The sequence below is a fragment of the Acidisoma silvae genome, from assembly GCF_020618775.1.
GTDB lineage: Bacteria > Pseudomonadota > Alphaproteobacteria > Acetobacterales > Acetobacteraceae > Acidisoma > Acidisoma silvae.
Genome location: NZ_JAESVB010000001.1, coordinates 692354 through 716872, shown reverse-complemented (window position 1 = coordinate 716872; position 24519 = coordinate 692354). Strand labels below are relative to the sequence as shown.

General features: G+C 64.3%; 28 protein-coding genes and 1 tRNA gene. 13 read left to right on the top strand and 16 right to left on the bottom strand.

The genetic code is table 11. The annotated features are described in order from the left end of the window. Window positions 1-63: 63 nt before the first annotated feature. The 3 genes from ASILVAE211_RS03420 to ASILVAE211_RS03410 all read left to right on the top strand — a co-directional run bounded on the left by ASILVAE211_RS03420 (window position 64) and on the right by ASILVAE211_RS03410 (window position 3913). On the top strand, window positions 64-1236 hold the full coding sequence (locus ASILVAE211_RS03420; RefSeq protein ID WP_227319868.1) for an acetyl-CoA C-acetyltransferase: 1173 nt from the start codon (window positions 64-66) through the stop codon (window positions 1234-1236). Window positions 1237-1337: 101 nt separating this feature from the next. Continuing rightward, window positions 1338-2540, top strand: coding sequence for a pyridoxal phosphate-dependent aminotransferase (locus tag ASILVAE211_RS03415; RefSeq protein WP_227319867.1), 1203 nt, complete (start codon window positions 1338-1340; stop codon window positions 2538-2540). A 164-nt stretch (window positions 2541-2704) separates the two neighbouring features. Next, window positions 2705-3913 carry a pyridoxal phosphate-dependent aminotransferase gene (locus ASILVAE211_RS03410; RefSeq protein WP_227319866.1) on the top strand — a complete coding sequence of 403 codons (1209 nt, stop codon included), beginning with the start codon at window positions 2705-2707 and terminating at the stop codon, window positions 3911-3913. 202 nt (window positions 3914-4115) lie between these two features. On the opposite strand, the gene ASILVAE211_RS03405 is transcribed toward ASILVAE211_RS03410, so the two are convergent. Further along, a complete protein-coding gene (locus ASILVAE211_RS03405) occupies window positions 4116-4316 on the bottom strand; it encodes a GNAT family N-acetyltransferase (protein WP_227319865.1) in 201 nt (66 codons plus the stop codon). A 235-nt stretch (window positions 4317-4551) separates the two neighbouring features. Here ASILVAE211_RS03405 and ASILVAE211_RS03400 point away from each other — a divergent pair, with 235 nt between their 5' ends. Beyond that, complete coding sequence (locus ASILVAE211_RS03400; RefSeq protein WP_227319864.1) at window positions 4552-4965, top strand: VOC family protein; 414 nt, start codon at window positions 4552-4554, stop codon at window positions 4963-4965. A gap of 6 nt (window positions 4966-4971) precedes the next feature. On the opposite strand, the gene ASILVAE211_RS03395 is transcribed toward ASILVAE211_RS03400, so the two are convergent. The 7 genes from ASILVAE211_RS03395 to ASILVAE211_RS03365 all read right to left on the bottom strand — a co-directional run bounded on the left by ASILVAE211_RS03395 (window position 4972) and on the right by ASILVAE211_RS03365 (window position 10589). Further along, window positions 4972-6123, bottom strand: a complete 1152-nt coding sequence (locus ASILVAE211_RS03395) for a GNAT family N-acetyltransferase (protein ID WP_227319863.1) — start codon at window positions 6121-6123, stop codon at window positions 4972-4974. A 50-nt stretch (window positions 6124-6173) separates the two neighbouring features. Continuing rightward, on the bottom strand, window positions 6174-6419 hold the full coding sequence (locus tag ASILVAE211_RS03390) for a hypothetical protein (protein ID WP_227319862.1): 246 nt from the start codon (window positions 6417-6419) through the stop codon (window positions 6174-6176). An 11-nt stretch (window positions 6420-6430) separates the two neighbouring features. After that, the gene (locus tag ASILVAE211_RS03385) at window positions 6431-6676 is read right to left on the bottom strand and encodes a hypothetical protein (RefSeq protein ID WP_227319861.1); all 246 of its coding nucleotides are present in this window, start codon (window positions 6674-6676) and stop codon (window positions 6431-6433) included. A 106-nt stretch (window positions 6677-6782) separates the two neighbouring features. Continuing rightward, window positions 6783-7247: a RidA family protein gene (locus tag ASILVAE211_RS03380; protein ID WP_406566006.1), complete on the bottom strand. Its 465-nt coding sequence runs from the start codon at window positions 7245-7247 to the stop codon at window positions 6783-6785. Further along, on the bottom strand, window positions 7247-7579 hold the full coding sequence (fdxA, locus tag ASILVAE211_RS03375) for a ferredoxin FdxA (protein WP_227319860.1): 333 nt from the start codon (window positions 7577-7579) through the stop codon (window positions 7247-7249). Before fdxA ends, ASILVAE211_RS03380 begins: the two co-directional genes overlap by 1 nt. A 128-nt stretch (window positions 7580-7707) precedes the next feature. Continuing rightward, complete coding sequence (locus tag ASILVAE211_RS03370) at window positions 7708-8064, bottom strand: RNA-binding S4 domain-containing protein (protein ID WP_227319859.1); 357 nt, start codon at window positions 8062-8064, stop codon at window positions 7708-7710. Next, window positions 8061-10589: a helicase-related protein gene (locus ASILVAE211_RS03365; protein WP_227319858.1), complete on the bottom strand. Its 2529-nt coding sequence runs from the start codon at window positions 10587-10589 to the stop codon at window positions 8061-8063. Before ASILVAE211_RS03365 ends, ASILVAE211_RS03370 begins: the two co-directional genes overlap by 4 nt. Before the next feature lie 178 nt (window positions 10590-10767). On the opposite strand from ASILVAE211_RS03365, the gene htpG reads away from it, so the two are divergent. The 4 genes from htpG (at window position 10768) to ASILVAE211_RS03345 (ending at window position 14923) form a co-directional block, all read left to right on the top strand. Then, window positions 10768-12684: a molecular chaperone HtpG gene (gene htpG / locus ASILVAE211_RS03360; RefSeq protein ID WP_227319857.1), complete on the top strand. Its 1917-nt coding sequence runs from the start codon at window positions 10768-10770 to the stop codon at window positions 12682-12684. After that, a complete protein-coding gene (locus ASILVAE211_RS03355) occupies window positions 12684-14090 on the top strand; it encodes a leucyl aminopeptidase family protein (RefSeq protein ID WP_227319856.1) in 1407 nt (468 codons plus the stop codon). The genes htpG and ASILVAE211_RS03355 overlap by 1 nt, the downstream gene beginning before the upstream one ends. 217 nt (window positions 14091-14307) lie before the next feature. Next, the gene (locus tag ASILVAE211_RS03350; RefSeq protein WP_227319855.1) at window positions 14308-14685 is read left to right on the top strand and encodes a MarR family transcriptional regulator; all 378 of its coding nucleotides are present in this window, start codon (window positions 14308-14310) and stop codon (window positions 14683-14685) included. A 162-nt stretch (window positions 14686-14847) separates the two neighbouring features. Continuing rightward, window positions 14848-14923 (top strand) — tRNA-Lys (locus ASILVAE211_RS03345). A 160-nt stretch (window positions 14924-15083) separates the two neighbouring features. On the opposite strand, the gene ASILVAE211_RS03340 is transcribed toward ASILVAE211_RS03345, so the two are convergent. The 4 genes from ASILVAE211_RS03340 to fzlA all read right to left on the bottom strand — a co-directional run bounded on the left by ASILVAE211_RS03340 (window position 15084) and on the right by fzlA (window position 17805). Further along, the gene (locus tag ASILVAE211_RS03340) at window positions 15084-15650 is read right to left on the bottom strand and encodes a fasciclin domain-containing protein (protein ID WP_227319854.1); all 567 of its coding nucleotides are present in this window, start codon (window positions 15648-15650) and stop codon (window positions 15084-15086) included. Window positions 15651-15841: 191 nt separating this feature from the next. After that, window positions 15842-16150, bottom strand: coding sequence for a hypothetical protein (locus ASILVAE211_RS03335; RefSeq protein ID WP_227319853.1), 309 nt, complete (start codon window positions 16148-16150; stop codon window positions 15842-15844). Between the two features lie 102 nt (window positions 16151-16252). Continuing rightward, entirely contained in the window at window positions 16253-17128 is an 876-nt protein-coding gene (locus ASILVAE211_RS03330; RefSeq protein ID WP_227319852.1) for a Rossmann-fold NAD(P)-binding domain-containing protein, read from the bottom strand. A gap of 8 nt (window positions 17129-17136) precedes the next feature. Continuing rightward, window positions 17137-17805 (bottom strand): FtsZ-binding protein FzlA, encoded by a 669-nt coding sequence (gene fzlA, locus ASILVAE211_RS03325; RefSeq protein ID WP_227319851.1) that lies wholly within the window; start codon window positions 17803-17805, stop codon window positions 17137-17139. Between fzlA and fdhD the strand changes: the two genes are divergently transcribed. After that, entirely contained in the window at window positions 17804-18679 is an 876-nt protein-coding gene (gene fdhD, locus ASILVAE211_RS03320; protein WP_227319850.1) for a formate dehydrogenase accessory sulfurtransferase FdhD, read from the top strand. The two genes, fzlA and fdhD, sit on opposite strands and share 2 nt — an antisense overlap. Here the strand turns inward: fdhD and mobA are convergent. Both mobA and mobB read right to left on the bottom strand, forming a co-directional pair. After that, window positions 18563-19282, bottom strand: coding sequence for a molybdenum cofactor guanylyltransferase MobA (gene mobA / locus ASILVAE211_RS03315; RefSeq protein WP_227319849.1), 720 nt, complete (start codon window positions 19280-19282; stop codon window positions 18563-18565). The two genes, fdhD and mobA, sit on opposite strands and share 117 nt — an antisense overlap. Continuing rightward, a complete protein-coding gene (gene mobB, locus ASILVAE211_RS03310) occupies window positions 19266-19766 on the bottom strand; it encodes a molybdopterin-guanine dinucleotide biosynthesis protein B (protein ID WP_227319848.1) in 501 nt (166 codons plus the stop codon). Before mobB ends, mobA begins: the two co-directional genes overlap by 17 nt. Window positions 19767-19859: 93 nt before the next feature. On the opposite strand from mobB, the gene ASILVAE211_RS03305 reads away from it, so the two are divergent. Both ASILVAE211_RS03305 and ASILVAE211_RS03300 read left to right on the top strand, forming a co-directional pair. Further along, a complete protein-coding gene (locus ASILVAE211_RS03305) occupies window positions 19860-20084 on the top strand; it encodes a hypothetical protein (RefSeq protein ID WP_227319847.1) in 225 nt (74 codons plus the stop codon). Between the two features lie 90 nt (window positions 20085-20174). Further along, a complete protein-coding gene (locus tag ASILVAE211_RS03300) occupies window positions 20175-21263 on the top strand; it encodes a sensor histidine kinase (protein WP_227319846.1) in 1089 nt (362 codons plus the stop codon). 6 nt (window positions 21264-21269) lie between these two features. On the opposite strand, the gene ASILVAE211_RS03295 is transcribed toward ASILVAE211_RS03300, so the two are convergent. Then, window positions 21270-22076: a class I SAM-dependent methyltransferase gene (locus tag ASILVAE211_RS03295; protein ID WP_227319845.1), complete on the bottom strand. Its 807-nt coding sequence runs from the start codon at window positions 22074-22076 to the stop codon at window positions 21270-21272. Window positions 22077-22246: 170 nt separating this feature from the next. On the opposite strand from ASILVAE211_RS03295, the gene ASILVAE211_RS03290 reads away from it, so the two are divergent. Further along, a complete protein-coding gene (locus tag ASILVAE211_RS03290; protein ID WP_227319844.1) occupies window positions 22247-23203 on the top strand; it encodes a metallophosphoesterase family protein in 957 nt (318 codons plus the stop codon). 11 nt (window positions 23204-23214) lie between these two features. Beyond that, the gene (locus ASILVAE211_RS03285) at window positions 23215-23535 is read left to right on the top strand and encodes a cupredoxin domain-containing protein (RefSeq protein ID WP_227319843.1); all 321 of its coding nucleotides are present in this window, start codon (window positions 23215-23217) and stop codon (window positions 23533-23535) included. A 354-nt stretch (window positions 23536-23889) separates the two neighbouring features. Here the strand turns inward: ASILVAE211_RS03285 and ASILVAE211_RS03280 are convergent, their stop codons facing one another. Further along, a complete protein-coding gene (locus ASILVAE211_RS03280; protein WP_227319842.1) occupies window positions 23890-24489 on the bottom strand; it encodes a RecX family transcriptional regulator in 600 nt (199 codons plus the stop codon). Window positions 24490-24519: the final 30 nt, after the last annotated feature.

The window sequence follows — 24519 nt, the reverse complement described above, 5'->3', positions numbered from 1 at the left end:
GCCCGGTTCGACTAAGCTTACGACATCGAGACAAGGGACCGGCAAGGTCCAGGGAGCACAGCCATGGATGACATCGTCATCGTCTCCGCCGCCCGCACGCCCGTCGGCAGCTTCAACGGCGCCTTCGCGACCGTGCCGGCCCATCAGCTGGGCGACATCGCCATCCGCGCCGCGCTGGAACGTGCGAAGCTTTCGCCCGAAGAGATCGACGAGGTCATTCTGGGTCAGGTGCTGACCGCGGGCCAAGGCCAGAACCCGGCGCGCCAAGCCGCCATCCTGGCCGGCATCCCCGAAAGCCGCACGGCCTTCGGCATCAATCAGGTCTGCGGCTCCGGCCTGCGCGCCGTCGCCCTCGCCGCCCAGCAGATCCTGACCGGGCAGAGCGATATCGTGCTCGCCGGCGGGCAGGAAAGCATGACGCTGTCGACCCACTGCGCCTATCTGCGCGCCGGCACCAAGATGGGCGATCTCGGCCTGGTGGATACCATGATCAAGGACGGGCTGTGGGATGCCTTCAACGGCTATCACATGGGCATGACGGCCGAAAACGTGGCCCGGGAATTCCAGATTTCGCGTGAGCAGCAGGACGCTTTCGCGGTCGGCTCGCAGAACAAGGCTTCCGCCGCGCAGAAGGCCGGGCGCTTCAAGGATGAGATTGCCCCGGTAACGGTGAAGGGCCGCAAGGGCGATGTCGTGGTCTCGGACGACGAATATATCCGCCACGATGCCTCGCTGGAGACCATGGCCAAGCTGCGCCCGGCTTTCGCCAAGGACGGCTCCGTCACCGCCGCCAATGCCTCCGGCCTCAATGACGGCGCTGCCGCGCTGATCGTCATGTCGGCCAAGGAAGCGGCCAAACGCGGGCTTACGCCGCTGGCGCGCATCGCATCCTTCGCGACTGCCGGCGTCGACCCCAAGGTGATGGGCGCCGGCCCCATTCCCTCCTCCACCAAGGCGCTGGCCCGCGCGGGCTGGAAGGCCGCCGATCTCGACCTGATCGAGGCGAACGAGGCCTTCGCCGCCCAAGCCTGCGCCGTGAACCAGGAAATGGGCTGGGATACGGCGCGGGTGAACGTCAATGGCGGGGCAATCGCCATCGGCCATCCCATCGGCGCGTCCGGCGCGCGGGTTCTGACCACGCTGTTGCATGAAATGGGCAAGCGCGACGCCCATAAGGGCCTCGCCACCCTCTGCATCGGCGGCGGCATGGGTGTGGCCATGTGCGTGGAGCGATAAACGCTCTCTCCTTGGGCTTCTGCCTTGCGCAGCCTGCGTTTGAAACGGTGCGGCCACCCGGCCTAGGGTTCCGCACCGTTTCTACAAAGGTGTATTGAGCCGTGAGCCTGACTGCCGAACGACTGGACCGCGTGAGCCCCAGCCAGACCATCGCCATCACTTCCAAGGCCCGCGCCTTGAAAGCGGCCGGCCGGGACATCATTAGCCTGTCAGCCGGTGAGCCGGATTTCGATACCCCCGACAATATCAAGGCCGCCGCCATCCGCGCCATTGAGAATGGCGAGACGCGCTATACGGACGTGGCCGGCACCCCGGCGCTGCGCCAGGCGGTTGTCGCCAAGTTCAAGCGCGACCACGGGCTGGACTATGCCGTGAACGAAGTCATGGTCTCCACCGGCGGCAAGCAGGTCATCTTCAATGCGATGATCGCCACGCTGAATGCCGGTGACGAGGTCATTATCCCCGCGCCGTGTTGGGTGAGCTATCCGGATATCGTGGCGCTGGCCGACGGCAAGCCCGTCATCGTGCCCTGCGGCCAGAACAGCGGCTTCAAGCTGACGCCGGCCGATCTGGAAGCCGCCATCACGCCGAAGACGAAGTGGCTGATGTTGAACAGCCCCAGCAACCCCACGGGCGCCGCCTATTCGGCCGCCGACCTGAAGGCCCTGGCCGATGTGCTGCTGCGCCATCCGCATGTCTGGGTGATGTGCGACGATATCTACGAAAAGCTCGTCTATGACGATTTCGAATTCGCGACCATCGCAGAGGTCGAGCCGCGCCTGAAGGATCGCACGCTGACCTTGAACGGCTGCTCCAAGGCCTATGCCATGACCGGCTGGCGCATCGGCTTCGCCGGCGGCCCGGCCGCGCTGATCAAGGCCATGGACAAGCTCCAGAGCCAGTCGACCTCCAACACCTCCTCCATCTCCCAGGCCGCTGCCGTGGAAGCACTGAACGGTCCGCAGGAATTCCTGAAGGACTGGGTTGCCACCTACAAGGGCCGCCGCGATCTGGTGGTGGAGATGCTGAACAAGGCCGAGGGTCTGCATTGCCTGACGCCGGAAGGCGCTTTCTATGTCTTCCCGTCCATCGCGGGCTGCATCGGCAAGACCAGCCGCACCGGCATCGAAATCAAGGACGACGAGGCTTTCGTGACGGCGCTGCTGGAAGAAGAAGGCGTGGCCGCCGTGCATGGCGCGGCCTTCATGTTTCCCGGCTATTTCCGAATCAGCTACGCGACCGATACGGAATCTTTGACCAAGGCTTGCCAGCGCATCCAGAATTTCTGCGCCGGTTTGAAGTAAGACTACCTCACCAACAGGCGAAAGCCGTCATCCCCGGGCTTGGCCAGCCGCGCTTGTCCCGGGGATCTACCCGCTGGGCACCGCAACGGGTATATGCGCGGCATGAAGCCGCGCATGACGACTTCTAAATTGAACGCGGTGTCCAAAATAATCCGGTGATCTGAATGCCCGCTTTGTCGCAAAGGCTTGGCCGCGCCGAAACCGCCGCCGCGGTCGTGATGTCCACCCGCGCGCGGGAAATGCGGGCGGCCGGCCATAACGTCATTTCGCTGGCCATCGGCGAACCGGATTTCGCGACGCCGGATGTCGCGATCGAGGCTGCCGCCAAGGCGGCCCGCGACGGGCTGACGAAATACCCGCCTGTCGACGGCCTGCCCCTTCTCAAGCAAGCCATTCAAAGAAAGTTCGCCCGCGACCAGAAGATCGATTTCGCGCTCAACGAAATCATGGTCTCCAACGGCGGCAAGCAGGCGATCTTCAATGCCTTCGCCGCGACCCTGGATGAAGGCGATGAGGTCGTCATTCCCTCGCCCTATTGGTCGAGCTACGCCTTGACCGCGCAATTCCTGGGCGGCGTCGCAGTGCCCGTCTCCTGCCCCGAGAATAACGGCTTCCGGCTGCGCCCCGAAGATCTGGACGCGGCCATTACGCCGCGCACGAAATGGGTGGTGCTGAACGCGCCGAACAATCCGACCGGCGCCGCCTATTCAGCGGAGCAGTTGCGGGATCTGGCACAGGTGCTCGACAGGCATCCGCATGTCTGGATCTTCTCGGACGAGATCTACGAACATCTGCGCTATGACGGTCTCGGCTCGATCAGCATCGCCGCCGTCGCGCCGCAGCTGCGCGACCGCACACTGGTCATGTCCGGCGTTTCCAAGACCTATGCCATGACCGGCTGGCGCATCGGCTTCTCGGGCGCGCCCGCCACACTGACACGGGCGATGACGGTGGTGCAAAGCCACGCGACCGCAGGCATTTCGACCGTAGGCCAGGCGGCGGCGGCCGCCGTGCTGGACGCGCCGCAGGATATGGTGGGTGAGATGGTGGCCGCCTATCACCGCCGGCGGGATATGGTGGTTGCCATGCTGCGCCGCGCGCCGGGCCTGACCTGCGCCGTGCCGGAAGGCGCCTTCTATGTCTTCCCCTCGGTCGCCGGCTGCATCGGCCGCACCAGCGCCGGCGGCCGCCCGATCGCGACCGATAAGGATTTTGCGTTTGCATTGCTGGAAGAACAGCATGTGGCGCTGGTGCATGGCGCGGCCTTCGGCATGAGCCCGCATGTCCGCATCAGCTACGCGACGGATGATGCGTCCCTGGAAGAAGCCTGCAACCGCATCATCCGCTTCTGCGAGGGCCTAAGCGCCGGCTGAGGCAAAGGTCTCTGCTGCCTGCGCGACCCCGTGATATGTACGAAACCGAACGTCTCCGCGCCCGCAGTCGAACCAGGATTAGCCGGCTAGAGCTTGTCAGGTTTAGGGGGGGAAAACTCTCTACCGTCATGCCCGCGAAAGCGGGCATCTTGTCCTGGCGCTTGACCCAGAAGATACCCGCTTTCGCGGGTATGACGGTATTTCAATCAAAACCTAACGAACTCCGAGACCCGATTGTGCGCCGCTCCACAAAGGATCGATGCGCGTCCGGATCATCCCAGGGGCCTGCGACATGACGGATGACGCCCGGCGCCCGGTCCATCACCAGACAAGCGTCCGTATCGGCCAGTGACCTTGGCGCAAGGCGCAGCCGGGGCGTTTCAAAATCCGGTAGACCCGTCATCTTTCTCCCGCCTCGACACCGCACGACATCACCGGGAGGCAAAGCCGCGCCGAAGCCGCTTGCCTGCGGCCCAATATTTTCGCAACCTCTCGCTCCGTGCCATGCGCATGAGACAAAGCGATTGAAAGGGGCTCCATGCCCGACCGAGCCCCAGCGGCCTCCGCGCCGTATAGCCTAGCCTGCCCCAAGAAGACCGAGGCCGGAAAACCGGCCCGAACCGCCATCGGAGGCTAAGATGGATTTCAGTCAATTGCAGTCGATCAGCGATATCTGCCTGCTGGTCCAGGACCTGGACCGCTCGGTCGTTTTCTATACCGAGAAGCTGGGCTTCACGGTGACACGGCGGACGGAAGGCTTTGCGGCCTTCAACAGCCGCAGCGTCAGCCTGGTGGTGTGGCAAACGAACCATGTGCCGGACGAGCCGCGCGCGCCCAGCCTGACACCGGCTCTCCGCGAGGAGCACAAGGCCTGCCTGTCGGTGAAGCTGCCCTCGGCCGCCGAGGTCGATGCTTTATATGCGGGGCTTTCCGAACGCGGCATTCCCTTCACGCGGCCGCCCGCCGATTACCCCTGGGGGGCGCGCTGCTGCTATTTCACCGACCCCGACCACTATATGTGGGAAATCTATTCCGACATTCCGGCCGGCTGAGGGCGCTCAGCCTTCGTCCTTGAAGGGGGACAATTCGGACAGCTCTTCCATATGCTGCAATATGGAAGGGCGTTCTTCTTCCAGGAAGGATGCGACAGCCTGCCGCAGTCCGGAATGGGTGAGCCAGTGGGCAGAGAAGGTCGGTACCGGCAGATAGCCGCGCTGGATCTTGTGCTCGCCCTGAGCGCCCGCCTCGACCCGGGCGATACCGTGTTCGATCGCAAAATCGATCGCCCGGTAATAACAAAGCTCGAAATGCAGGAAGGGCCAGTCGCCGTCGCAGCCCCAGTTGCGGCCGTAAAGCGCATCCGCGCCGACGAGGTTGAGGGCGGCGGCCACCGGCTTGTCGCCGTTGAAGGCCATCATCAGCACCACCCGGTCACCCAGCCGCTCGGACAGCATGGGGAAAAAGCGCCGGGTCAGATAGGCGCTGCCCCATTTGCGGTCGACGGTCGATTGATAGAAGCCGAAGAACGCGTCCCATAGCGGCCGGGTGATCTCGGCCCCGCGCAGCGTGCGGAAGGTAAGGCCGGCCGCCTGCGCGTCCCGCCGTTCCCGCCGGATCGATTTCCGTTTCCGGGACGACATAGCCCCCAGAAAATCATCGAAACTGCCATAGCCGGCATTGGTCCAATGGAATTGCGTGCCGATGCGCTGTAGCCAGCCGGCCTGACCCAGCGCCTGCCAATCCTCCTGCTCGCAGAAGGTGACATGGACGGAGGAGAGGTCCAGTTCCTCGCAGGCCTGGACCAGCGTCTGGGCCAAAGCCGCCGCCGGCACCGTGGAGCCCGGCCGGCGCAGCAGGCGCGGCCCCGGCACCGGGCTGAAGGGTACGGCGGCCTGCAGCTTCGGGTAATAGCTGCCGCCCGCGCGCTCGAAGGCGCTGGCCCAGCCGTGATCGAAGACATATTCGCCGTAGGAATGCGACTTGGCGTAGAGCGGCACGATGCCCTGAATGACATTCGCCTCGTCCCGCAGCACGGCATGCTGGGGCAGCCAGCCGGTGCGGCTGCCGGCCGAGCCGCTGTCTTCCACCGCGCTCAGGAATTCGTGGGAGACGAAGGGATTGTCCGCGCCCGCGCAGGCATTCCAGTCCCGTGCGTCGATATCATGGATGGAGCTGTGAAGGCTGAGGGAGAAGCTGGGACTATCCGTCATGAAGCCAGGATACTGCACCGCAACGCGAAATGCGATGCCGGCCTCGCGGATCAGGCTTCGATGAGACCCAGCCGGCGCTCGATGCGGTCCAAACGTTCATCAACACGATCGAAACGGAGGCCCATGAGCGCCACGGCTTCCGCGTCACTGGCCTGATCCCGGCGAAGCCCTGCCATCCCGATTTCAATTCGGGCGAGACGATGACCATGCTCAGTCAGGATTTCGTTCGTCCTCGCGTTCTCGGCACGGATGGCACGGAGCAGTTCGAGAACAAGATTGTCCGGTGCGTCAGACATGTCGTGCTGTCCTAAACCTCGATCAGTCCAAGCCGTTTTTCGATGCGGTCGAGGCGCTTATCTGCCCGGTCCAGGCGGACGCCAAGCAGAGCGATACCCTCCGCATGTTGCACCATATCGCGACGCAAACCCACGAGTCCGAACTCAAGCTGACTCAGATGACTTGAATGCTCAGTTTGCACGTCGATCACCCGGTCGAGCTTTTCATCGAACCGGCGCATATAGGCGAGAAGGATGTTATCAGGCGCGTCGGACATGATGGCCTCCTGCGGCCACAGTATGCCTGACAAATGGTGACGAATTCACCAAAGAAAAAGGCGCCCGGATGGGGCGCCTTTTTTCAAAGCTCATGACCATCGCGCATCAAGCGATGGCGAAAAGCCCTTCGACCTCGACGGCCGCGCCCAAAGGCAGGCCGGCGACGCCGACGGTGGAGCGCGCATGGCGGCCGACATCGCCGAAAACCTCGACCGCCAGATCGGACGCGCCGTTCATGACGCCGGCATGGGCCGTGAAATCAGGTGTGGAAGCAATGAAACCGCCCAGGCGCAGCACGCCCGTCACGCGATCCAGATTGCCGCCGGTCGCGGCCCGCAGCTGCGCCAGCAGATTGATGAAGCAGAGGCGCGCGGCATAGCGGCCGGTATCGGCGTCGATCTCGCCGCCCAGCTTGCCGATGGCGAAAATCTTGCCGTCCTGCAACGGCAGCTGGCCGGAGATGGTCACCAGCCCGTTATGGGTGGTGAAGGGCACGTAATTGGCCACCGGTACCGCAGGTTCCGGCAGCACGATGCCGAGGGCGGCGAGACGGTCGTCGATCTTGCTCATCAGGGCGTTCCTGGCTCGGGGGAAAACAGCGCTTCCTTGCCGGGCTTGTCCTTCCACTCATCGGCATCGGCCGGAGCGGTACCCTTGCGGCTGATATTGGGCCAAGAGGCGGAGAAGCTGCGATTGCGCTCGGCCCAGGCGGTGGCGCGGTCGTCGCTGTCCGGGAAGATCGCCTCGGCCGGGCATTCGGGCTCGCAGACGCCGCAATCGATGCATTCGTCGGGATTAATCACCAGCATGTTCTCGCCGACATAGAAGCAGTCGACGGGGCAAACCTCGACGCAGTCCATGTATTTGCAGCGGATACAGTTCTCAGTGACGATGTAACTCATGCAATGCTCCTGGTGCGGTCATCGCGGCTGGCCAGGCGTGTCACTCCGCCCCGCTGCGACTGCCGATCTCACGGCTCTTTCTGGAAAAGGCCGGAGTCCGGCACTTCATCGGGGCCTTCCTATGCCGCTCAGTCGTCTTTCGCGCAAGGCCCGGAGCTTCCATCACCAGCCTCGATCGCGTCGTTTTCCAGCACTTCCTCGTAAAGCAGGCGCGCTTCCGGCGCCGGGCCGCGACGGCTGGCCAAAGCCCGCACGCGCCACACGCGCACCTCGCCGCGCAGTGCCAGGGTCAGCACATCCCCCACGCGCAGCTTGGCATGCGGTTTCAGCGTCGGCTGCCGGTTAAGGCGCAGCGCCCCCTCCTCCACCAGCTTCGCGCAATCGGATCGCGCCTTGCCGGCGCGCGCGCACCACAGCCACATATCCAGACGCTGGAAGGCGATTCCCTCGACCTCCCCGCCACTTTTCGGGGCCTTGCCGTTCATCGCCGGCCGCCACCCGCTTTGGCCCTCGCCAGCCGGAACTGCGCGAGCGACGCGAAAGGACTGTCGGGTCGCGGCTCGGGCGCACGCGGCTCGGCTTCCGCCCGGCCACGGGCGCGGCCGGGGCTGAGCGGGGCCAGCATGGGCGGCACCGGCGGACCGTATTCCCCGGCCGTCAGGCCCGGGCTCGGGATCAGCCGGAAGCCGAGGCTGCGCAGCACCACCGGCAGCGCTTCAGCCTTCACCGAAAGGCGGGACGACAGCCCGCGCGGCAGCAGCATCCGGCCGCCCAAAGCGCGCGCGCCTCGGCGGAGTTCCTGCGTCAGCTTCTCGGCGACATCCAGGCGCAGCATGACCGGACCGGCGGAAACCCAGCCCAGGGCTTCCGCGAAACCACGCGGCCAGGGCTGCTCGGCCGGGATGGCCGTCAGGCTCGGCGTCGGCAGGCGCGGCACCGGCACGCCGATGGACAAGGCCAGCAAGGCCGCCCGCAGCGCGGCGGGCTGAGGCTTGAGCAGCGCGGGCAGGAACCAGGCCGTGCCGCCACCTTCCAAGCGCACCGGCCCTGCCTTCGGCTGGTCATCCGGCTCGGCACGGGCGATGCCCATGCCCTCACCCAGCCGGTGCAGCAAACCACGGCCGGCCGGCGCGGTACGACCGGCTTCCAGTGCCGCCAGCAGCGGCGCGAAACCGGTCGCGATCTCGGCATCGATAAAGGCCTGGCAGCGCCGGCGCACACGCTCACGCAATGGCCCGTCCAGATAATCGCTCGCGATCACCTCCACCTGAGGCCGCAGCACGGAATGGCCGGGGCGGAGCTTTGCCACCGGCTGATCCTGCCACAGCAGCCGATGCTGATCGGTGCGGGTGATCTCGCTGTCCGGCGCCGCCTCGAACTGGCCGACGCGGCGCGGCATCTCCTCCCCCAGCGCGCGACGGGCGGCGCGCATGACCATGCGCTTCTCGTCGCCGACGGCCGACGGATCGGGCAGGAAGGCAAAGGCCGCGACATGCCCCACGGAATGGCCTTCGACCACGACCTCCCCCCGGCCGGTGACGGCGGAGAGCAGATCCTGGCCTTCCTTCTCCTCCAGCCGGCGCATCAGCAAGGCCGCGCGGCGGTCGACGAAGCGCTGCATCAGCTTTTCATGCAGGCTGTCGGAGATCATGTCCTCCACGGCGCGCGCCCGGCCCTGCCAATGCGCGGCGTCGCGCACCCAGTCGTCCCGCGCCACGATATAGGACCAGATCCGCACGCCCGAGAGGCGCTGCATCAGCGTATCGATATCGCCTTCGACCTTGGCCAGCCGGTCGATCTGGCCGCCGATCCAGTCAGCCGGCAGATGGCCGTGTTCCACGACATGGCGAAACACCCGCGCGCAAAGCGCCGCGTGACTGTCATCCGCGATTTTGCGGAAATCCGGAATTTGGCAGGCATCCCATAGCTGGCGCACGCGCCGGCGCCCGATCGCACGGTTGCGCACCTCGATATCCCGGGCCAGGGTCATCAGCGTTTCGAGGTCAGAGGCGTCATTGCCGCGCACCAGCCCCCGGCGCGGCGGGGCGGCCAGAAGACTGGCCAGCAGCGCGTCGATGGAGGTGAAGTCCAACTCGCTATTGCGCCAGCAGATCTGGGCGATCGACTCGAAATCATGGCTCTCGACGGCACGCACCATCTCATCCGGCAGCGGCGGGCAGTCACCCGTGCTGCCGAAGGTGCCGTCGCGCATGCCGCGCCCGGCGCGCCCGGCGATCTGGGCGGCTTCCGGCGCCGTCAGCCGTCGCAGCTTATGGCCGTCGAATTTCGAAATGCCGGCAAAGGCGACATGATCGACATCCATATTGAGGCCCATGCCGATGGCATCGGTCGCCACCAGGAAATCGACTTCCTTTTCCTGATAGAGCGCCACCTGCGCATTGCGCGTGCGTGGCGACAGGCGGCCCATGACGACCGCGCAGCCGCCGCGCCGCCGGCGGATCATTTCGGCAATCGCATAGACCTCGGCCGCCGAGAAAGCGACAACGGCGCTGCGCGGCGGCAGGCGCGTCAGTTTGGCAGGGCCGGCGTGATGGAGTCGCGACAGGCGCGGCCGGGTTTCGATCACCGCGTCCGGCACCAGTTGCTCGATGAGCGGCCGGATCGTTTCGGCGCCCATAAACATCGTTTCCACCATGCCACGTGCACGCAGAAGCCGGTCAGTGAAAATATGGCCGCGATCGGGATCGGCACAGAGCTGGATTTCATCCACGGCGACGAATTCGACATGCCGGTCGAGCGGCATGGCCTCCACCGTGCAGGCAAACCATCGCGCCTCTGGTGGAATAATTTTCTCTTCACCAGTGATCAAACCAACCAGACGAGCCCCTTTTTGGGCCACCATCCGATCATAATTTTCTCTGGCCAGGAGTCGCAACGGGAAACCGATGATCCCTGACGCATGCGCCAGCATCCGTTCCAAGGCCAGATGCGTTTTGCCCGTGTTGGTCGGTCCCAAGACCGCCTTCACGCGCGGGGCGAATCCCTGCATGCGAGAAATGTCAGCGCTGGGTCGAACAAATGCAAGAGGCATTGCGCATTTGGCCATTGCATGCCCTTTTTGGTTCGTTGCAATTAACTGACTCGGTGACACATACGGGATTGCAACGGCCTGCCGCCCATTTGGGGGCACCGGCCTTTGGATTAACGTGACCGACGGGATTATGGACATGGATCAGACAGCTCCCACCGCCCCTCACGCCAATACGGAAACCAAGGAGTTTAGCGCCGAAGTCGGCCGCCTTCTCGACCTTGTCGTCAATGCCCTCTATTCCGAGCGTGAAATTTTCCTCCGCGAACTGGTCGCCAATGCGGCGGACGCCGTCGACCGTCGCCGCTTTCTGGCGCTGACGGACTCCAGCCTCGCTTTGCCGCCGGATGCCGGCGTCATCATCACGCCCGACAAAGATACGCGTCAGATCACCATCAGCGACGATGGGCTGGGCATGACGCGCGATGAACTGGTCGCCAATCTGGGCACCATCGCCCGATCCGGCACCCGCGCCTTCGGTGAGACCGTGCAGGACGCCAAGCCGGAAGAACGGCCGAGCCTGATCGGCCAGTTCGGCGTCGGCTTCTATTCCGCCTTCATGGTCGCCGAGCGCGTCGAGGTCATCTCGCGCCGCGCCGGCAGCGAGGAGGCCTGGAGCTGGCGCTCGGCCGGACGCGGCAGTTTCGATGTATCGCCCGCGACGCGCGAGACGGTGGGCACCGATATCATTCTCCATATCAAGGCCGACGCGGACGAGTTCCTGGAACCCATGCGTCTACAGACCATCATCCGCAAATGGGCCGACCATATCAGCGTGCCCATCAAGCTGGTGCGCGACGGCAAGGCCGAGGCCGCCAACGAGGGTACGGCGCTGTGGCGCAAGTCCAAGTCCGAAGTGACGCCGGCCGAGTATGAGGATTTCTATCGCCATCTGGGCCATTTCTTCGACAAGCCCTGGACCACGATCCATTGGAAGGCTGAAGGCGCGCTGGAATATTCGGCGCTTCTCTTCGTCCCCGAGCAGCCGCCCTTCGATCCTGTCGAAGGCGAGCGCCGCTCCAAGGTGCGCCTGCATGTGCGGCGCATGTTCATTACCGACGAGGCCGATCTGCTGCCGCCCTGGCTGCGCTTCGTGCAGGGCGTGGTCGATACGGAAGACCTGCCGCTGAATGTCAGCCGTGAAATGCTACAGACCACGCCGGTCATGGCCCGCATCCGCAAGGCCGTACAGAACCGCGTGCTGACCGAGCTGAAATCCAAGGCGAAAGAGGAAGCGAAGGCCGAGGCCGCCCCCGTCGCCGCCGAGGGCGAGGACGCCCCCGCCGCTGATACGGCGAAGGACGGCTATATCCGCTTCTGGGAAAGTTTCGGCACTGTCCTGAAAGAAGGATTGTGGGAAGACGCCAGCGCGCGGGCCGATATCGCGCCGCTGCTGCGCTTCCACTCCTCGACCGAAGACGGCTGGACCTCGCTCGCCGATTATGTCGGGCGGATGAAACCTGACCAGACGGGAATTTATTTCCTGGCCGGCGACAGCCTGGAGCAATTGCGTCATACGCCGGTGCTGGAAGGCTATCGCGCGCGCGGCTTCGAGGTCCTGCTGATGACGGACTCGATCGACGCTTTCTGGCCCGAACGCATGGAAAGTTTCGAAGACAAGCCGCTGCGCAACGCGCGCCAGTCGCTGGCGGATCTCGGCGATACGGCCGAAGCACCGGAGACGCTGAAGCCGCTGATCGACGCCCTGAAGGCGGCGCTGGCGGAAGACATTGCCGAAGTGCAACCCGCGGCACATCTCAGCGAAAGCCCCGTCATGTTGGTGTCAGGCGCGGAAGGCGCTGACCTGCATATGCAGAAGCTGCTTCGCCGTGCCGGCCGCCCGGCTTGGGGCGGCAAACCGAATTTGACCATCAATCCGCGCCACCCGTGGATCGAGGCTTTGGCGGCACGTGCCGCAGAGGGTGAATCCGTGGAAGACGAAGCACGCCTGTTGTTGGATCTTGCCCGCGTGCAGGAAGGGGAAGGTCCGGTGGACGCCTCGGCCTTCGTCCGTCGCGTTGTCGGCGCAATTACGGCTGGCCGGACCGCCCGCTGATGCGCGAGATAGACTGCCTGTTCGATCTTCTGGCCGCCGCCGATAGCGGCCAGAAGACCCACAGCATCCACGCGGTCTCGGCGGACGGTCTGAGCGCTTTCCTGGCCGATCTTCCGGCCGTGCAGCGGGAGTACCTGACCTTCACCGGCTTCGCCGCCAAGGCGGGAGCGGTGGTCCTGCTGCCGCCCGCCGGGGACGGGCCGAAGGACGCGGTCCTCGGCCTGGGCAAGGACGACAGTCACGCCCCATACGGTGCCCTGCCCTATGCGCTGCCGGCCGAGACGCTGTGGCAGATCGTCACCCCCGGCATCGACATGGCGCAGGCGACGCTCGGTTTTTGCCTTGGCGCCTATCGTTTCAATGACTTGAAAGGTAGCGCAACCAAGCCGGCGCGGCTCGCGAAAGTGGATACAGCGCAAAATGCCGTCGATCAGGCCTGGGCCGCCTGGATGGGCCGCGATCTCATCAATCAGCCGGCCAATCTTCTGGGGCCGGCGGAACTGGCGGAGTCTGTTTCGTTTCTTGCGCAACGCTTTCACGCGACATGCGATATCAGTCGCGACGAGGCGCTGACACGGAACTATCCGACGATCGCGGCCGTCGGCCGGGGCTCGGCACGCCCGCCGCACGTCGCCATTCTGCGCTGGTCCGGCAGCGACGCCGATGTCGACGCGCCGCTGGTCTCGCTCTGCGGAAAAGGGGTCTGTTTCGACTCGGGTGGCTATGACCTGAAGCCCTCGGCCGGAATGTTGCGCATGAAAAAGGATATGGGCGGTGCCGCCGCCATGATGGCGCTGGCCGCGCAGATCATGGCGGCGGATCTGCCCATCCGGCTGGTGCTGCGTGTGGGCTGTGTCGAGAACAGCGTATCGGGGGACGCCATGCGCCCGCTCGACGTCATCCGCACGCGCAGCGGCAAGACTGTCGAGATTGGCAATACCGATGCGGAAGGCCGCCTGGTTCTGTGCGATCTGCTGGATGAGGCCGCTGCCGAGCAACCGGATATTCTGATCGACGCGGCAACGCTGACGGGTGCGGCGCGCACCGCGCTCGGCCCCGAACTTCCTGCGCTGTTCTCAAACAATCTCGAATGGTCCAACGCCGTCGTCGCGGCGGGCACTGCCGTTCATGACCCGGTCTGGCCGCTGCCGCTGTGGGCCGGATACGATCATTGGCTGGACAGTCCCATCGCGGATTCGAATAACGTATCGACCAGCGGCTTTGCAGGCGCCATTACTGCCGCCCTCTTTTTGCAACGGTTTGTTACTTCCACGCAAAATTGGATTCACTTGGACCTCTATGCCTGGAATGATCGCACACGCCTCGCATCCCCCGAAGGCGGCGAAGTTCAAGCTGCACGTGGGCTCTTTCAAGCGTTGCGTAAACGGTACAAATTTGCGTTATAGGCGTTTTGACCCGACTTCGTGACGTTTTGTTACCACGAACCCTGTATATTTAAGGCCATCAGCGCAGTAATGACCTATATCGTTGTATCGTTGTCTCGATTTATGCGACAGGTATGTCCCGATACGGTTCGACCAGGAAAAATCTAAGTATTTAGACTTAGATTTTGACCTCGTCACAGTGTTTACCGTGATTTCTAATCCGAAAGGAGAAAGCCAAATGGCGAATTCAGCTGCTACAGATCAACTTGTGGGTGTCCTGCGTGATACCATCGTTGCCCTCGTCCGCCGCGACGGTCCCGATCTTTCCGCGCGCCAGCTCGGAGTCTTCCTGACCTGCTATCTAAACGAGAAGGCCCATACCGTGCGCGGGCTGGCCGCCGATCTGGAAGTCTCCAAGCCCGCCATCACGCGCGCGCTTGACCGTCTGTCCGAATTCGAACTCGTGCGCCGCAAGGTCGATCCCGCCGATCGCCGCAGCGTCCTCGTTCAGCGCACGCTGAAGGGCTCCGCCTTCCTGCGCGAGTTGCGCTCGATCATGTCCGAAGCCGGCGCCGGCAAGCTGGTCGAAGCCGGCAGCCGTCGCGCTGCGAGCTAATAGGAACGCTGCCTGACCTGCGACGCGGTGGCGGAGGCGCATGCCTTCCCCCGCGAGCAGCGTTAGGCGCAGACCTCCCCTGCTGAACCCCCGCCTCGTCTAAAATCTGTCATAGGGGGCTTCACAGAGCGATCAGGGGTCGGTATACGCCGGTCCCACGGAGGGCGCATAGCTCAGTTGGTAGAGCAGCTGACTCTTAATCAGCGGGTCGTAGGTTCGAATCCTACTGCGCCCACCACCTCCGCTTTCCACCATGACGGTGCGATCCGATAGCGTTCAGCTTGGATCAGACGAATTCCCGACGATACAATCTCATCGACGCGTTTGCGGCCGCCAGCGGCGCGGTTTCCCGCGCCGCAATGACGGCCGCATTGTCATGATGGCAGGCTGATCAAGCCTCAGGCGCCAGGCATCAGAACCTTGTCGATGACCTGAATAACGCCGTTCGACTGCGTGACGTCGGCGATGGTGATATCGGCCATATTGCCCTTGGCATCATCGACCATAATGTTGCTGGAACCGTTCATGGTGAAGGTCAGCATGCCGCCTTCCAAGGTCTTCAGCTCGGCCTTGCCGCCACCAGCCAGGATCAGAGCCCGCAGCTTGGTGGTGTTATAATCGCCCGGGACGACGTGATAGGTCAGGATCTTGGTCAGCGTCGCCTTGTTCTCAGGCTTCACCAGCGTGGCAACGGTGCCGGCCGGCAGAGCGTCGAAAGCTTCATTGGTGGGCGCGAAGACCGTGAAGGGGCCAGGGCCACTCAGCGCGCCAACCAGGCCGGCAGCCTTCACGGCGGCGACGAGCGTCGTGTGGTCGCCGGAATTGACGGCATTCGCGACGATGCTTTTGGACGGATACATGGCCATGCCGCCGACCATGACCGTGCTCGATTGCGCGAAGGCCATGGATGCCGGAAGCACGCCGAGAGCGGCCGCGACGAGCGCGACTTTAAGGGACTTGGACATTATTTATTTCCCACGCATGAAGCGATCTTGCTGACCGCTCCTGTCTTCGCGGGATAAACGCGGCGCGGATGCGCGCCGGGCCTGGGCCGAGACCGATTGGCCCCTTTTCAAAGGGTCACTTTAACGTGCTGAATTCAAACGGAAATTTCTAAAGCATTCTTGCATCCGGCAGAGAGCCGGCGGCGTAATGATCAATTGCCGCCGCTCACCTGCGGGGCACCGGCCGGCACTTTGGGCAGCGGATCGTTCATCAGCTGCTGGTCCAGCTTCTGTAGCTTATGATTGATCTTGTCCTGCTGCTTCATCGTGCCCTGCGGCACATCCGCTTCGGTCGGCTGATGGTCAGCCCCGCCCCAGACATTCCCCTCAGCGGACGGCACGGTGCCGTTGACCGTCGCGGCCGGGTTGGTGCTGCTGCTTTGCGCGAAGGCCGCAGGCGCCGTGGCCAGAGCCGTTCCGAGAAGGGCGGCGCCCGCCACCCGCATCATCGTCTGCAACATGATCGGTATCCTTCTCCGCCGCCGGCCTGACGGTTCCGAAAACTTAGGCACGGCCGGGGCTGCTGTCACGGGGAAGGATCAATGACAGAAACCGGGATCGTGTCAGGGCTGACCTGTCTCGGCAGCAAAGATGGCGGCGAGGCCCTCGCGATAGGTCGGGTAACGCCAGCGGCGGCCCAGCGCCTGCTGTGTGGCCGCGCTGGAGACGCGGCGGCTTTCCGCCCAGAAACTGCGGCCGATCGGGGTCATGCCCGGCGCCACATCCGCGAAGGCGATCAGCGGCGGCGGCGCGACATCCAGCAGCCGCGCGGCCTCCATAACGACATCGGCGGGTTCGGCCGGCAGATCATCGTTGAAATTCAGCGCCCGTAGGCCGAACAGGCTGTCCGCCTGCTTCATGGCCGCGACCGTACCCTCGGCGATATCCTGCCGATGGATGCGGCCGAAAGCATGGCCGGGCTTGTCGATCCGCCGCGCGCGTCCGGTGCGCAGATCATCGAAAACCGAGCGCCCCGGACCGTAGATGCCGGCAAGACGGATGAGGTCGACCGGCACGCCCCGTGCGGCGCCCGCCGCCGCCCAGGCCAGTTCGGCATCGCGCCGGGCGGTGGCCCGCAGCGACGTCGGGCGCGGTTCGCTGCTTTCATCCACCCAGCCGCCACCCCGGTCGCCATAGACGCCGGTGGAGGACAGGAATCCGATCCAGCCCAGCCGCGGTGCGACGGCAATCGCCGCCGCATAGCGCGCGAGGGCAGGATCGCCGTGTTCGGCAGGCGCTGCCGTCGGCACGATATGGGTGGCGGTTGCGATGGCGGCTTCCGCCGCATCGAAGGGAATAAGGGTGGCGCCCGGCGGCGGCGGCAGGCCCGGACGGCGGCTGGTGCCCGTCACCCGGAAGCCGGCGGCCAGTGCCGCCTCGGCAATCGCCGCCCCGCTATAGCCGAGTCCGAAAATCAGCAGATGGCCCGTCTCCGCCATCCTGCCGCTCAGAAGTCGAGATCGGCGTAATGCGCCGGGGGCGTCACGCCGCCCATACGGTCCGCCAGAATCGGGCGGAAGCTGGGGCGTGACTTGATGCGCGCATACCAATCCTTGGCCGGAGCCGAGATCGACCAGTCGACCTCGCCTGCGAAATCCAGCGCCGAGAGATGCGCGGCCGCCGCGAAATCCGCGAGGGAGAGATTGCCGCCCGCCAGCCATTTCCGGCTCTCGGCCAGATAGCCGAGATATTCCAGATGGCCCTTGAGATTGGCATAGCCCACGCGCAGCGCCCCGGTATCGGGCTGGCCACGACCGGCCACGCGCTTCATGATCTTCTCGCCCAGCAGATGGCGCGTCACATCATGATTGAATTTGAGATCGAACCAGGAGACCAGGCGGCGCACTTCCACCCGCTCGGCCAGCGTGCGGCCGATCAGCGGCACGTCCGGATAGGCTTCATCCAGATATTCGCAGATCGCCGAGGATTCGGAGATGATCAGCCCGTTCTCATCGGCCAGAACCGGCACGGTGCCGGCGGGGTTGAGTTCCAGAAACTCCTCCCGCCGTTCCCAGGTCTTTTCGACCCGCAGTTCAAACGGCAGGCGCTTTTCAGCCAGCACAAGACGGACTTTGCGGGAGAAAGGCGAGTGCGGGAGATGGTATAACAGTCGCATGTCTGCCGATTATCCCATTCCTCCGCCGCGGGCCAGCGCCGAAAGCCCCGAAGCGCATGATTTAACGCATGATTTTCCGGCACCTTTCGGTGACGTGCAGGCGTCCACCTGGCGTGAGGGCAGTTTCGCGCCTCGCCCGCGCGCCTTGCCCGAGGAAACGCCGGTCGCCATCACCTATAATCGCCTGTCGCATGCGGTGATGATGGCGACACCATCGGATCTGCGCGACTTTGCGCTTGGCTTCACCTTGAACGAGCGCATCGTCGAAGACCCCTCAGAGATAGAGGAGATCGAGATTGTGCCCGCACCGCGCGGCGCGGTGGAATTGCGGCTGTGGATTGCGCCCGCACGGATGGACGCTTTGGACCATCGCCGCCGCAACCTGACGGGAGCGATGGGCTGCGGTCTGTGCGGGCTGGACAGCCTGGAGGAGGCGATGCGCCCGCTGCCGCAAGTCGGTTCGACGCTGACCCTTTCCGCCGCGGACATTATGGCGGCGGTCGCCAGCCTCTATCCGGCGCAGACACTCGCGCAGACAACGCGCGCCGTTCACGCCGCCGGCTTCTGGCGGAAGGGTGCGGGATTGGTCGCCATTCGCGAGGATGTCGGCCGTCACAATGCGCTGGATAAGCTGACGGGCGGCTTGCGGCAGTTGGGGGAGACGCCGGCTGACGGTGTGCTGGTGATGACCAGCCGCATCTCCATCGAACTTATCCAGAAAGCCGCCGTCATGGGCGTTTCGGTGCTCGCCGCCGTCTCAGCCCCCACCCTGCTCGCTATCCGCGAGGCCGAGGCAATCGGCCTGACGTTGATCGGCATCGCGCGGGATGACGGGTTCGAGGTTTTCACGGGCGGCGATCGCATCCTCGGCTAAGGCGAGATCGGCCGGCGTATTGATATTGAAGAAGGGGTCCATCGCACCCGCCGGAACGCCGGCCACCGGAAAATCGCGGAAGGCATGCGAATAGGCTTCATAGAAACGGCGGACGGAGAGATCGGCGCCGGCCGCGACGACAGCGGCCAGATCGTCATGGAGTGAAATATCCCAGAGCGCTGCCGTCGGATGCGCCTGCCCGGCCGACCGAGCGATGACGACACGAGCCTCCACAGCACCCTCTAGCAGTATGGCGATCAGATCGGTCGGCACGAAAGGAGAGTCGACCGGCAGGCTGACCAGCCAGCGGCAACCCAGCGCCCCCGCCCAGGCCATGCCGGCCAGAATGCCGGCCAGCGGGCCGCGCCGGTCATCATGCGCGTCGGCCAGCAGCGGAAAGCCGAGCGCCAGTTGCCCCACTGCCAAGTCATTCGCGCTGATGGCGATGGCGCCGGTCTGAGGTGCAAGTCGCGCTAGAACATGGGTCAGCAGCGGCTGCCCCGCCAAAGGCAGCCGCGCCTTCAGCGCGCCACCCATGCGGACGCCCCGGCCCCCGGCCAGAATGATGGCCGCCGTGGCCGCGACGTCAGAGCCGCTGGGCATGGCGTTCCGCGAAGGTCGAAATGACCGCGACGTCGTCCAGCGGCAGAACCGGCCGCCCGCTGTCCGGGAAAGGCGTATCGCTGGCGATGGCGACGATGCTGCCGTCCTCGGGATGCAGTGGCGCCTTGCCGTTCGCGGCCCGAAACACCTCCATCTTTGGGAAGGCAATGCGCTTGAACCCTTCCACCAGCACAAGATCGGCGGGGGCCAACTTGCCGATCAGCTCAGGCAGGCTCGGCTCCGCCGCGCCGCGCAGCTCATGCATCAAGGCCCAGCGGCGGTCGGAGACGACCAGAACCTCGGCGGCCCCGGCCTGCCGATGCTCCCAGGAATCCTTGCCCGGTTGGTCGATATCGAAGTCATGATGGGCGTGCTTGATGGTGGCGACGCGCAGGCCCTGCCCCACCAGCCGCGCAATCACCTGACGAATGAGCGTCGTCTTGCCCGCCCCGCTCCAGCCCGCAAAGCCGAAAACTTTTGTCACCCGCCGCCCTCGCCTATCCAGCCGCGCTCGCTTGCGGCAGGCGCCAGGAAGACCCAAATATAGATCCACCACAAGAAGACGCGGAGCCGACCCATGACCTGCTGCCCCTGGCTGAAAGAGCACGGCTTCACCTGCGCGGGCGCCAGCCGCTTCGTCGACGAGCATGTGATACCCTGCGTCACAACGGCTTTCGAAAAGACGGATATCGCGGTGCAGGACCTGCGCGAGGAAGTGCGGGAAAGGCCGATCCGCGCGCTGGCCATTGCCGGGCTGGCCGGCCTGATTCTGGGCGTCAGCATCGCGGCCGCCCGCCGCTAGGCCGCTCGCCGCTAATAGCCCCTGATCTTTCGGGGAAGGTCTGCTAGGCTTGGGGACTAGGCACAATCCACCTGCAAAGTTCCCCGATCCATGTCTTCCGCCGAGCCCAATGCCGACAAGATCGAGACGCTGCTCTCCACCCCCGATCTGGCCCATGCGCTGGAAAGCGAGCATTTCCGCCGCTTTTTGGATCAGATCCCGATTGCCATCGCCGTCAGCGAAATGCAGACGGCCGAACCGATCGTCTATGCCAATCCGGAATTCGAGCGTCTGACCGGGCGGGAGACCGCCGGGATGGTGGGACGCTCCTGGGCGGCCATTGGCAATCTGGGACAGGCGGTGGACCGCGACCTGGGGCTCGGCCAGGCGATCCGGACCGAGAGCGATTTCATCGGCACTTTCCGGATCACACGGGGCGATGAGGCGGTCGTTATCGACGCCTATTCCAATGTCATCGAGGATGAGGACGGCAGACCCGCCTTTCGCCTTGCCGCTCTGGTGGATGTCACCGCGCATCAGGATAACGAGCCGAACACACTCGCTTTGCAGTTGCGGGAGAAGGACACGCTGCTGCGCGAGGTGCAGCACCGGGTCAAAAACAACCTGCAGATGATCACGGCGCTGATCCGCATCGAGGCACGGAACGCCCGACCGCAATCGGCGCCTGAGGCTTTCGAGCGTCTGGCCGGGCGGATTGAGGCCATCCGACTGCTCTACAGCCTGCTGTCGGACAATGTGACGGAGCAGGAAATCGACCTCGGCATCTATGTCAGCCAGGTCGCCGCCGCCGTGCTGCAGGCCCAGGGCAGCACCGGCATCCGGCTGGATATGAAAGTCGATATCTTCCCGGTCTCGGTCAATGTCGCTATGCCGACCGGCCTCGTGATTAACGAGTTGCTGACGAATTCGCTAAAACATGCCTTCGCCGGCCGCGACGGCGGCACCATCACCCTGCACAGCCTGGTCGACGAGCACGGTTGCCGCATCATCATCGCCGATGACGGCATCGGGCTGGCCGATGGTGCAACCTGGCCGCAGCCGGGCAAGCTCAGCTACGCCATCATGCAGTCTCTGAAGGAGAATGCGAAAGCGCAGGTGGAGGTGACGAACCAACCGGGTGAAGGCATGCGCGTCACCATTCTGTTCGCACGATCCAATGCGGCGGTCGCGGCAGAATAGGCGCGCCTACCAAGGAAAGCTCGGCTTCACCGCTATCGGCATAAAGGGATAGAACCACAGCGGCAGGTCCGGCCAGTCCAGGCAATTCCCGGTATCGAGCGGCGTCGGGTAATAGGTCTGCGACGGCGCGGGCCGCACCAGATCGCTGCGGATATAGGTCACCTCCAGCGTCTGTGGCACCGGAAAGCCGCTGACATTGGCGATGTGGCCGAAATTATTGGCGTGGACATGGCAAAGCGTGAAGGCCGAGGAGAGCGAGGCAAGCGCCCGCCAGACGAGGCCGCGAAAGCGCGCATCTTCCAGCTTTTCCAAGTCGTGCAGTTCCAGCACGATCTGTTCAAAACGGCGCATGACCAAGCTGGAAGTCTCGGTCAGCACGTCCCATTCCGCGCCTTCCACGTCCATCTTCAGGATCGGCGCCTCACTGGCTGGCGGCAGCTTGGCCATATGGTCGGCCAGGGTATGGAGTTGCCGCGCCGCATCGGCCTGCCCCGCGACACCTTCGGCGAACCAGGTGAAGCCCGCATGGTCTTCCGGCAGCCGGGCGATGGTGTGGTCGAACAGCAGAACCGGATGCCCGCGCCGGGCGAGGTCACGGTCAAAGCTGACATTGGGACCGACGCCGAAACTCATGACCGGCTGGCCGGGCCGAAGCCGATCGACCAGCACATAGCCGCCGTCACCGGGGTCACCGACACGGATCTTCCTGTCATCCGGCAGGTCCAGCGGGGTCAACAGCGCCAGCGCCTCGAAGACACCGCGCTGGCGGGCGATGCCGACGTCCAAAGGCTCTGTCACGGGGCGGAAGGTCATTGCGGCGGTCCGTCCTGAATAAGAACAAATTCGTTACTTGGTGAGCCAATCCCGTTCCGCCAGAGCGGAGAGAGCGTCCCCCGGCGAACCGGCAAAAATATTTGGCCCGAGCGGGAATAAATGGACGAAAGGTCCGGTCTTGGCAGGGTCACACAAGAAGGCCCAGGCCCATGCGGACGACAAGACCAGAGACGACAGAGACCGAAGGCGCCCCCCTCGACCGCCGCAGCGTCATGGAATGTGCGGCCTGGATCGGCACCGGATTGCTTTGGACCGTGGTGGGCGGGGTGCCGCGAACCCTCGGCCTGATCGGTACTGCCGAGGCGGACAGCGTGCAGGGCGGATTCACCTTCCTGCAAATGAGCGATAATCACATCGGCTTCAAAGCGGGGCCCTATCAGGATGTCCCGGGCACCCTGCAGGCAGCCATCGGCACGGCGCGCGCTTTGCCGCATCGGCCGTCAATGATGCTGCATACCGGCGATATCAGCCATTTCGCCAAGGAAGAGCAGTTCGACACCGCTGACGCCATCAATGCCACGCTGGGCGTCGATATCCATCATGTGCCCGGCGAGCACGATATGCTCGATCCCGGCCGTAAACTCTATCTGGCGCGCTATGGCAAAAAGACGAAAGGCGACGGTTGGTACAGCTTCGACGACCACGGCGTGCATTTCATCGGCCTGTCCAACGTCACTCATAACGGACCGGACGGGCAATGGCTGCTGGGCGCCGACCAGATCGCCTGGCTGGCCGACGATCTGCGCGCGGTCAGGAATTCCACGCCCATCGTCGTCTTCGCGCATGTGCCGCTATGGACGATTTACGCCAAATGGGGCTGGGGCACAGGCGATGCCAGCGCCGCTTTGCCGCTGTTCCGCCGTTTTGGATCCGTCACGTTTTTGAACGGCCATATCCATCAGATCGTGCAGAAGGTGGAAGGGGCAATCGTCTATCATACAGCGCGCTCCACGGCTTTTCCGCAGCCCGCACCGGGAACGGCAGCGCATGGAGGCCCGGTCATGACGATTCCGGCGGGTGACGTCGGCGGCTATCTGGGCATTACAACCGCGACGCTGTACCGCACGACTACGCGCCTTGCCGTCACCGATATCACACTCGGCTGAAAGAACCCGTCATGTTGAAACCCCTGGTTTTCGCAGCCGCAATGCTGACTGGCGCTCTGGCCATCCCGCTGGCGCAGGCGGCGACCGTCACCGTCACGGTTGATGACTATACCTTCTCGCCGGCCAGCGTCACCATCCATCCGGGCGATACGGTGACATGGCAGAACAAGGACTCCGTGCCGCATACGGCCACGGCGCTGGATGGAAAAAGTTTCGATTCAGGTACAATCGACCCCGATGCGAGCTGGAGCTTTTCATTCAAGGCTCCAGGCAGCTACCCGTACCGCTGTTCCATCCATCCCGATATGCGCGGCGCCGTTAACGTCCAATAAACCCGATCGCCATGAAGACCGATGACCCGTCATGTACAACAATTATTAACAATTGCTAGTACAAATCGTTTCGTGCAGTGCCGATTGTCGAAATTATCACGTTTTGTCATAGCACGCATTCGTGATGCGTTGATTGCACGACGACGGCACGCGACTCCTTTCTTGGCAGGTGATTAGCCGCAAAGGATGATAGCGTTACCTTCCATCAACCGATTGGGTAGGAAGCCAGGCCTACGCATTCCGTGTCATATCAATTGTCCGACGAATTGAGGGGCCTGCGCTAGGCGCGGAATGCGAGTTTCGACAGGGTGCAATGCCCAGTGGCTCCACCAATTCCTGGCACTGCGAGCGGCGTCAGCCGCCGCTGGTCTGGCGGTTTGCGAGCAACAGCTGCTCCGCCTCTTCCCGATCATAGGCAAGGATACGGCGCGCGACCGCGCCACTGAAACCGGCACGGCCGAAAGCCGCCAAAACCCGCGCCGCCTGCTCCGGCGGCAGTTCATCCTCATGGACGGAAAACGGCCCAACCCGCCGCCGGCGCGCAAAAGCCAGGGCAGCGGCCAGTTCCGCCGCATCATCCTCCGGCACCGCCGCGCCGGCCTTATCGGCATCGACCCCCTTAGCCGCGAGATGCGCCAGCACCGCCCGGCGTGACCGCCCGGCCCTGCGCAGCCGCCGCGCGCGGCTTTCCGCGAAGGCCTGATCGTCGACCGCCCCCAGATCGGTCAGCGACGCGACCACTTTCGCGGCCTGCCGCCTCAGTATGGCCGCCTGCGCGCCAATCGCCTCACGATCCGCGCCCTCCAGGGCCAGATGCGCCTCAGCCCAGCGACGGATGCGCCGATCCAGCGCCCGCGACAGGGCCGCCTGCGTGCCGCCATAGCGCGCGACATAGGCCAAAGCAGCCTCGCGCAGCGCCGCGTCCGTCAGAGTTGCGGTTTTTGCCTGCGTCATCTGTGTGATGCTTTGTCCTCATTCATTGAC

Bases quoted from the DNA above. Each gene is read 5' to 3' on its own strand.
- mobA (WP_227319849.1), bottom strand. From the start codon at position 19,282: ATGCCCAGCGGCTCTGACGTCGCGGCCACGGCGGCCATCATTCTGGCC.
- ASILVAE211_RS03395 (WP_227319863.1), bottom strand. From the start codon at position 6,123: ATGACGGATAGTCCCAGCTTCTCCCTCAGCCTTCACAGCTCCATCCAT.
- ASILVAE211_RS03380 (WP_406566006.1), bottom strand. From the start codon at position 7,247: ATGAGCAAGATCGACGACCGTCTCGCCGCCCTCGGCATCGTGCTGCCG.
- ASILVAE211_RS03370 (WP_227319859.1), bottom strand. From the start codon at position 8,064: ATGAACGGCAAGGCCCCGAAAAGTGGCGGGGAGGTCGAGGGAATCGCC.
- fdxA (WP_227319860.1), bottom strand. From the start codon at position 7,579: ATGAGTTACATCGTCACTGAGAACTGTATCCGCTGCAAATACATGGAC.
- ASILVAE211_RS03365 (WP_227319858.1), bottom strand. From the start codon at position 10,589: ATGCAGGGATTCGCCCCGCGCGTGAAGGCGGTCTTGGGACCGACCAAC.
- ASILVAE211_RS03355 (WP_227319856.1), top strand. From the start codon at position 12,684: ATGCGCGAGATAGACTGCCTGTTCGATCTTCTGGCCGCCGCCGATAGC.
- ASILVAE211_RS03300 (WP_227319846.1), top strand. From the start codon at position 20,175: ATGTCTTCCGCCGAGCCCAATGCCGACAAGATCGAGACGCTGCTCTCC.
- htpG (WP_227319857.1), top strand. From the start codon at position 10,768: ATGGATCAGACAGCTCCCACCGCCCCTCACGCCAATACGGAAACCAAG.
- ASILVAE211_RS03330 (WP_227319852.1), bottom strand. From the start codon at position 17,128: ATGGCGGAGACGGGCCATCTGCTGATTTTCGGACTCGGCTATAGCGGG.
- ASILVAE211_RS03280 (WP_227319842.1), bottom strand. From the start codon at position 24,489: ATGACGCAGGCAAAAACCGCAACTCTGACGGACGCGGCGCTGCGCGAG.
- ASILVAE211_RS03400 (WP_227319864.1), top strand. From the start codon at position 4,552: ATGGATTTCAGTCAATTGCAGTCGATCAGCGATATCTGCCTGCTGGTC.
- ASILVAE211_RS03285 (WP_227319843.1), top strand. From the start codon at position 23,215: ATGTTGAAACCCCTGGTTTTCGCAGCCGCAATGCTGACTGGCGCTCTG.
- ASILVAE211_RS03340 (WP_227319854.1), bottom strand. From the start codon at position 15,650: ATGTCCAAGTCCCTTAAAGTCGCGCTCGTCGCGGCCGCTCTCGGCGTG.
- ASILVAE211_RS03290 (WP_227319844.1), top strand. From the start codon at position 22,247: ATGCGGACGACAAGACCAGAGACGACAGAGACCGAAGGCGCCCCCCTC.
- ASILVAE211_RS03305 (WP_227319847.1), top strand. From the start codon at position 19,860: ATGACCTGCTGCCCCTGGCTGAAAGAGCACGGCTTCACCTGCGCGGGC.
- ASILVAE211_RS03335 (WP_227319853.1), bottom strand. From the start codon at position 16,150: ATGTTGCAGACGATGATGCGGGTGGCGGGCGCCGCCCTTCTCGGAACG.
- ASILVAE211_RS03410 (WP_227319866.1), top strand. From the start codon at position 2,705: ATGCCCGCTTTGTCGCAAAGGCTTGGCCGCGCCGAAACCGCCGCCGCG.
- ASILVAE211_RS03420 (WP_227319868.1), top strand. From the start codon at position 64: ATGGATGACATCGTCATCGTCTCCGCCGCCCGCACGCCCGTCGGCAGC.
- ASILVAE211_RS03390 (WP_227319862.1), bottom strand. From the start codon at position 6,419: ATGTCTGACGCACCGGACAATCTTGTTCTCGAACTGCTCCGTGCCATC.
- ASILVAE211_RS03385 (WP_227319861.1), bottom strand. From the start codon at position 6,676: ATGTCCGACGCGCCTGATAACATCCTTCTCGCCTATATGCGCCGGTTC.
- ASILVAE211_RS03295 (WP_227319845.1), bottom strand. From the start codon at position 22,076: ATGACCTTCCGCCCCGTGACAGAGCCTTTGGACGTCGGCATCGCCCGC.
- ASILVAE211_RS03405 (WP_227319865.1), bottom strand. From the start codon at position 4,316: ATGACGGGTCTACCGGATTTTGAAACGCCCCGGCTGCGCCTTGCGCCA.
- fzlA (WP_227319851.1), bottom strand. From the start codon at position 17,805: ATGCGACTGTTATACCATCTCCCGCACTCGCCTTTCTCCCGCAAAGTC.
- ASILVAE211_RS03350 (WP_227319855.1), top strand. From the start codon at position 14,308: ATGGCGAATTCAGCTGCTACAGATCAACTTGTGGGTGTCCTGCGTGAT.
- fdhD (WP_227319850.1), top strand. From the start codon at position 17,804: ATGTCTGCCGATTATCCCATTCCTCCGCCGCGGGCCAGCGCCGAAAGC.